The sequence below is a fragment of the Candidatus Glassbacteria bacterium genome (assembly GCA_019456185.1).
Taxonomy (GTDB): Bacteria; Gemmatimonadota; Glassbacteria; order GWA2-58-10; family GWA2-58-10; genus JAJRTS01.
The window spans coordinates 38,207-44,455 of record VRUH01000031.1 but is presented as its reverse complement, the minus strand read 5'-3'; the positions used below and the strand labels follow the sequence as shown (position 1 = coordinate 44,455).

7 protein-coding genes are annotated in these 6,249 nt (G+C 59.9%); 5 read left to right on the top strand and 2 right to left on the bottom strand.

Going from position 1 to position 6,249, the window contains the following annotated elements:
* A partial coding sequence (locus FVQ81_11790; protein MBW7997227.1) for a hypothetical protein occupies nucleotides 1-595 on the bottom strand: 595 nt, incomplete at its 3' end.
* A gap of 138 nt (nucleotides 596-733) precedes the next feature.
* Here FVQ81_11790 and FVQ81_11785 point away from each other — a divergent pair.
* Nucleotides 734-1,576: an alpha/beta hydrolase gene (locus FVQ81_11785; protein MBW7997226.1), complete on the top strand. Its 843-nt coding sequence runs from the start codon at nucleotides 734-736 to the stop codon at nucleotides 1,574-1,576.
* Between the two features lie 41 nt (nucleotides 1,577-1,617).
* On the opposite strand, the gene FVQ81_11780 is transcribed toward FVQ81_11785, so the two are convergent.
* On the bottom strand, nucleotides 1,618-2,235 hold the full coding sequence (locus FVQ81_11780) for a PadR family transcriptional regulator (protein ID MBW7997225.1): 618 nt from the start codon (nucleotides 2,233-2,235) through the stop codon (nucleotides 1,618-1,620).
* A gap of 191 nt (nucleotides 2,236-2,426) precedes the next feature.
* Here FVQ81_11780 and FVQ81_11775 point away from each other — a divergent pair, with 191 nt between their 5' ends.
* The 4 genes from FVQ81_11775 to FVQ81_11760 all read left to right on the top strand — a co-directional run bounded on the left by FVQ81_11775 (nucleotide 2,427) and on the right by FVQ81_11760 (nucleotide 6,229).
* Entirely contained in the window at nucleotides 2,427-3,722 is a 1,296-nt protein-coding gene (locus FVQ81_11775; GenBank protein MBW7997224.1) for a hypothetical protein, read from the top strand.
* Between the two features lie 12 nt (nucleotides 3,723-3,734).
* The gene (locus FVQ81_11770) at nucleotides 3,735-5,030 is read left to right on the top strand and encodes a tetratricopeptide repeat protein (GenBank protein ID MBW7997223.1); all 1,296 of its coding nucleotides are present in this window, start codon (nucleotides 3,735-3,737) and stop codon (nucleotides 5,028-5,030) included.
* A gap of 67 nt (nucleotides 5,031-5,097) precedes the next feature.
* Nucleotides 5,098-5,712: a sigma-70 family RNA polymerase sigma factor gene (locus FVQ81_11765; protein ID MBW7997222.1), complete on the top strand. Its 615-nt coding sequence runs from the start codon at nucleotides 5,098-5,100 to the stop codon at nucleotides 5,710-5,712.
* A 43-nt stretch (nucleotides 5,713-5,755) separates the two neighbouring features.
* Entirely contained in the window at nucleotides 5,756-6,229 is a 474-nt protein-coding gene (locus tag FVQ81_11760) for a hypothetical protein (GenBank protein MBW7997221.1), read from the top strand.
* The last annotated feature ends 20 nt before the right edge of the window (nucleotides 6,230-6,249 follow it).

Below are 6,249 nucleotides of genomic sequence, written 5' to 3'. Positions count from 1 at the left end.
TAAGGCCCTGCTCGTCCAGCGAATAGACCAGGCTCAACCGGTGCTCGAAACCGAACAGCTCGTAGAGGCCGGTCCCCGGAGCGAAATCGACCCAGCACTCCACGCTGACTCCGTCCTCGTCCACCGGACCGATTTCGGATTGCCACGGCACGCTGCGGACAAGCCCGTGGAGAAACCGGTCGCCGTCGTTGAGACCGAAATCGAACGAGCGTCCCTCGAACGAAAACCTGCCGCCGGCCACCCGGTTGGGCGTGGGATAAAGCACGGGGTTGCCCGGCGCGTTGCCCTCGAATTCCGCCAGCTTTTCCGGGCCGCGCAGCAGCTCGTACCCGTCATAGACCAGGCTGTAGAGGTTGGCCCCCGCTCCGGGAGCTATTCTTGCCCGCAGGGGGTGATCGCCGCCCCGGTTCAATTCCAGGACGGTTACTCCATCGATCTGGACTTCCTCGGCGCTGTAGACCGGTTCGATCTCGGACATTTGACTCTCCTCGCTCTGCGCCCACCCGGCCGCTGTCAGACCGGCAGCGATGGTCAAGGCCGGCAGCAGAGAGGCCAGCCGATTGTGCATCGCCGACGCGCTGGACCATGGATTCATCTGTCGGTGCTCCTTGTGGGTTGTGAACCAGAATGACTGGCGTGGGGCCCCGGCGCAAGGGCGTCCTTGTGCCGCCGGGTGGTTTGAGTTTAATTTGTTAACGCGTTATCCGCCTATTTGTCAAGGATTACACGACACATGCTGCTGCACAAAAGCATACTGCTGGCCCTGGCCAGTGTGGGAGCGGTGCTGCTGGTACTGGCGCTGCTGGTCAGGCTGCTGGAAAACTCGCTGACTTTCCACCCGATGAGCCGGCTGGAGCTGACACCGGACGATTACAGGCTGGACTACCGGGAAATCCGCCTGGACACGGGCGAGGAGGGTGTCTCGCTCCACGGCTGGTATTTCGCCCCGACCGACGGCGACCTGCCGGTTCTGCTGGTCTGCCACGGCAACGCCGGGAATATCTCGCACCGGCTGGAGTGGCTGGTCCCGTTCCTGGGCCGCGGATGGGGCGCGGTGCTGTTCGATTACCGGGGCTTCGGACTCTCGACCGGCAGGCCATCCGAACAGGGGCTGAACCGGGATGCGAAGTGTATCTACGAATTCATGGCCGGTGAGCTCGCTATCCGGCCCGAGAGGATCGTGTTATTCGGCCGCTCCCTGGGCGGAGCGCCCGTCGCCTGGCTGGCGGCCCGATTTCCGGTGGGGTCCGTGGTGATCGAGGGCTCTTTCAGCAGCGGCGCCGGGATGGCCCGCAGGCTGTTCGGCCTGCTGCCCCTGCATTTCGCCGCCCGCTACCGCTGGCCCGTGGCGGAAAACCTGCGGAAAGTCAAAGCGCCGGTGATGATTCTGCATGGCACTGACGACAGCGTGGTGCCGTTTTCGCTGGGGGAGAAACTGGCCGAAACGGTTAGCGGCCCACCAGTCGTGGTTTTTCGCCGGGTCGAGGGCGGCGGCCACCTTAACCTTCACCTGGTGCTGGGAGAGAGTTATTACGACGGGATAGCGCGGTTCGTGCGCGGGGGGGCTGAGCCTTAAGCCGGTTGGAAGTTATAGAAGAGTGTTTTTTCAACACGCTTCTAGAGCGTCGGCAGCACGTTTTTCAGCCAGTGGACCTCTGCGCCGAGCTGGTACAGGCGGTATTCCCTGATAATCCTGGCCGCATCGCCCATGCCGCCGTCCTGTTCCTGCGCCAGCTCTTCCTCGTAGATACCGTTCAAGTTTTCATAGCGCTCCCGCAGGATGCTTTTCAACTTGTCGCGCGCCAGCCGGTCCATGAAATTCAGGCCCGCCTCCAGCGCCTGGAGCGGTACCCTGCGCTCGGAGATGCAATTTTCCACGAGTTCAGCCAGCGCTTTCCGTCCTTTGGCGGTTATCCTGTAGATCGAGCGCTCGGGGCTGCCCTTGCCCGGCTCATCGCGGATATGATCTACCAGACCGTTGTCTGTCAGGCTTTTGAGACCGTAGTAAATCGAGCCAAAATTGATATCCGCGCTTTCGCCAAGCGTTTCCATGATCCGCTTCTTGATTTCATAACCGTGCAGCTGGCCGGAGGCAAGCGTACCGAGGATTACCGTTCTGGTGATCTCTCCGCTTGCCTTGAACCTGGACATATCCGAATTCCCCTCCACACTGGAAGCATCAGCCGTGGAAACATCTTTTTCTGGCCGGATTGGTAAAAATATCATATTTAACATAAACCGCAAATCCAGAAAAATCAACCATCTGCGAACTCGTTTTCAAAATCTGGATTATGGCACTCTTTACCTGTATAATTGAATCTCCCGGCCCCCTGAATAAGATGTGCGAAGCAGGGTCTGACATTCTTACGGCAGCCGGAGACCGCTGAATACCCGGCGTGACGCAACCCGGAGCGGAGGAGATTGCCTTGGATACAAACGGGCAGGACATGAAATACGAGTCGGGCCACAACGCCATGAGGCTCGTGTTCCTGGTTATCCTGGCAATTAACCTCGTAATCACGGCCAACCTGTTCATCTCGGTCCTTAATTCCGCGGTGGCCCTGGTTGTGATCCGAGTGGTGATCATGGTTACGGTGCTGGGTTTCCTGCTGGCCAACAGTATCCGCCACCCTGAAATAACCGGCAGCGGCTGGTATTCAATCCTGGGCGGATTCCTGCTGCTGCTGCTCGAACCGGTAATCGGGCTGCTGTCCTACCTGCCTGCCGCCGCGAAGGTTCTCGGTCAGCCGGATAGCAGAAACCTGGAATTGATCCGGGAGGTGTTTTTCCGCCTGTTCGGGTTTTTCTTCCTGGCCTACGGGTTCTTTCTGTGGATCCCGTCGATCATCCAGGCTCGCCGTAAAGCGGAACAGACCGCCGAACTGCTGGAACAGAAAGTGGCCGAGCGGACTGCTTCCCTGAATCGCTCCAACCGCGAACTGGCCCGCAGTAAAGCGGGTCTGGAGGAAGCCGTGCGGCTGAAAAACGAATTCCTCGCCTCGTTCAGCCACGAACTTAAAACACCCCTGAACTCGATTCTCGGTTTCTGCCGCCTGCTGCGCGAGCAGAACCAGGGACCGCTCAATGAGAAACAGCAGAAAAGTATCCTGATAATCGACGAGAACAGCAAGAACCTGCTGGAAAGGATCAACCGGATTCTAGACTACGCCAAACTCGAGTTCGAAAAAATCGTTCCCGAGTTCCGCGAGGTCGAACTCCAGGCTCTGCTCGATGAAACCGGGGCCGTGTTCGAACCCTCTCTGCGGCGCAAGGGCCTGAGTTTCTCGACGGTTGACCGAATCGGTACGGTCTCGACAGACCGCAAGCTGCTGAGCCAGGTCTTGCAGGCCGCTGTCGACAATGCGATCAAGTTCACCGACAACGGCAGCGTGACCGTTACCGCCGGCGAATCGGCCGATCCGAAGTTCTGGAGCCTGGAGGTTTCCGATACCGGCGAGGGGATAGCCGAACGGGAAATACCATACATTTTCGATGCATTCCGTCAGAGTGACGGTTCCCTGAGCCGTCGCTACGGAGGCACCGGCCTGGGCCTGACAATTGTCAAACGGCTCACCGAAGTGTTGCTGGGCCTGATCGAGGTTGACAGCACCCCCGGCATCGGCACTACATTACGTTTCAGCTTCCCCCGCAACCCGGAAACGACGGGCGAACAACTTACGCCGGGTAACGATGCGGCACAATCTGCGGATAACGTACAATAACCGGAGGCAGACATGTACAGGGGAATTATTAAAAAATATATACCGGCCGCTCTCGTGGCCGCCGCCATGGCGCTGATTCCACCTCCCGCGGCGAATGCGGCGGTGCCGCCCCAGCAGGAATACTGGCAGCTGCTTGTCAGCAGGTACCAGGCATCGAGTGAAAATTACGCCGAGCCGCTGCTCGAAGAGTTCGTCGTTTTCCGGGCGCTTTATCCTCGGACAGTGCACGGCGACAGCCTGGCCTGGATGTCCGGAACGCTGTACGAACACCGCAAAAACAAACCCCTTGCGCTTGCCAGCTATTTGAAGCTGCTGTATGTTTATCCGCAAAGCCCGCTTATCCGGCAGGCGCAAGAACGTCTCGATCCCCTGGCTTCCAGCAGGCGGCGCGGGATTACCGCGCTGTTTGCCGACGACAAGCTGGAAGTCCTCCAGGATTACGTACTGAGAATCCTGGAGCGCGGAGTGGAAACCGAGGGTGGTGAACGGGGATATTTCGACTTCCTGCTGCTGCTGGCCGATGCGAGTGTAAAGGACCTGGCTTCCTACCTGGTCGACCAGGGACGCCACTACCTCTACCGGGCCGGCTACTCCTGGCGCGCCGACAGGGTTTGCGTGATTATCGGTGACATGCAGCAGCTACAGAAAAAATGGCGCTCGGCGCTGCTGGCCTACCGCTCGGCGGCGATTGTCGATCCGTTCGGCGAAGCGGTGGGGCTGGCGCTGCTGCGCGCCGGCGAGGTCTACCTGGGGCCGCTGAAGAACTACGAGATGGCCCGCACTACGCTGGGAGAGGTTGTGGAGCGGTACCCGGCCGCGATGGATGCGGCGCGCGCCTCGCTGCTGCTGGCCGAGGTCGACCTGGCCGAGAAAAGTTACGAGCAGGCGATTGTGCAGCTCGAAGACACCGCCGTCCGCTTTCCGTACCCCGAGATCCGGATCGAGGCCTGGGAGAAAGCCGCGTGGGTCTATCTGAAGCATCTGGAGGACCCGCAGAAAGCAGCCGCTTTCTACGAACGGATCGTGCAGGAACACCCGGAGCAGACCCGCTCGGCAGAGGCGCTGATCCACCTCGGCAAGCTCCACGAGGAACGCACCGGCGACATGGCCCGGGCCGTCCAGGCCTACCGCAAGCTGGCCGAACTGTTCCCGGAAAACCCGCTGGCGCCGCGCTACCTGTACCGGGCGGGCGAACTGGCCGAGGACAAGCTGAAAGACAGTGAACTGGCCGCGGAAATTTACAGCCAGGCGGCCGCCGGTTACCCGGAGTCCGACGAGGGCAAGAAGGCAAGAAAGAAATTGAACTGAACCGTCAAATGTCAATATATTTGAATATATTTCCAAAGGCACAGTCTAAAGCACAGGATGGTAGCTAGTGGGCAGCGATCCCGGCAGCGAAAGCCGGCAGGACGACATGCGGCTGGTCGAACGCGCGCTGGGTGGTGACCAGGGCGCTTTCCGCGAGCTGTACGAGCTGTATAACCAGAAGATTTACCGGCTGGTGGGCTCGATGGTCGGCCAGGTGGAGGACGTCCACGATATCGTGCAGGAGGCCTTTGTCCGGGTTTTCCGCTCGCTGAAAAGCTTCAAGGCTCAGAGTTCTTTCTACACCTGGCTCTACCGGATCGCAATCAACGTCACCACCGATTACCGCCGCAAACAGGCCCGTCGCAGGCAGCGGCTCACCGAGCGGCCGCTTGAGGAAGTCGACCAGGGGGCCTCACAGATCACGGCCCCGGCGAGCGAAAATCCAGAGAACGAGCTCTACCGCCGGGAGCTAGCCTCGCTGGTGGACAAAGCGCTCGGCACTCTCAGCGACGAGCACCGTCGGGTGCTGGTTCTGCGGGAAATCAACGGGCTGAGTTACCAGGAAATCGCCGAGGTGACCGAAACCACGATCGGCACGGTGATGAGCCGGATCCATTACGGGCGCGGGAAACTGGCCGAGACGCTCCGCAAGTGGGACGCGATCGAACTCGGTAATAGATGACAACAGCTTGGTGGAAACTTGGTTTTTACACCAGAGGCCGGAAATGAACGATAACAAATTTAAGCTGACAGAGGAACTGCTCCAGCGCTATTATGACGGCGAACTGGACGAGTCCGGAAACCGTCTGGTGGAACAGGCCCTGGCCGAAGACAGCCAGGCCGCCGCCCTGCTGGAGGACTTCCGCGCTGTGGGCAATCTGCTGCGCGCCGCGGCCGATTCCACCGCGCCGGATCAGCTTACAGCCCGGCGCACCTGGGAAGCGATCGACAGTGAACTGCGGCGACCGGGAGGAAAATCCGGTCTGCGCAGGAACGCAGCCTGGCTGGGGGCTGTCGCCGCCGCCGCGGCGATTGTGCTCTATCTCTCGCCGCTCAATTTCGTACCCACAGTCCAGGCCAGCAACGAGCTCGAAATTGAAGATATCGACTGTAATTACGCGAGTTTCATGCTGCTGCAGCCGGAAGCGGAAAACGGCCACACCATAATCTGGATCAACGATCCCGGCGACGGCGAGTAGAAGCAGGATAACATCAAGGC

What these genes read in the sequence shown, in the direction of transcription:
- FVQ81_11785 (MBW7997226.1), top strand. Translation starts at nt 734, where the DNA reads ATGCTGCTGCACAAAAGCATACTGCTGGCCCTGGCCAGTGTGGGAGCG.
- FVQ81_11780 (MBW7997225.1), bottom strand. Translation starts at nt 2,235, where the DNA reads ATGTTAAATATGATATTTTTACCAATCCGGCCAGAAAAAGATGTTTCC.
- FVQ81_11770 (MBW7997223.1), top strand. Translation starts at nt 3,735, where the DNA reads ATGTACAGGGGAATTATTAAAAAATATATACCGGCCGCTCTCGTGGCC.
- FVQ81_11760 (MBW7997221.1), top strand. Translation starts at nt 5,756, where the DNA reads ATGAACGATAACAAATTTAAGCTGACAGAGGAACTGCTCCAGCGCTAT.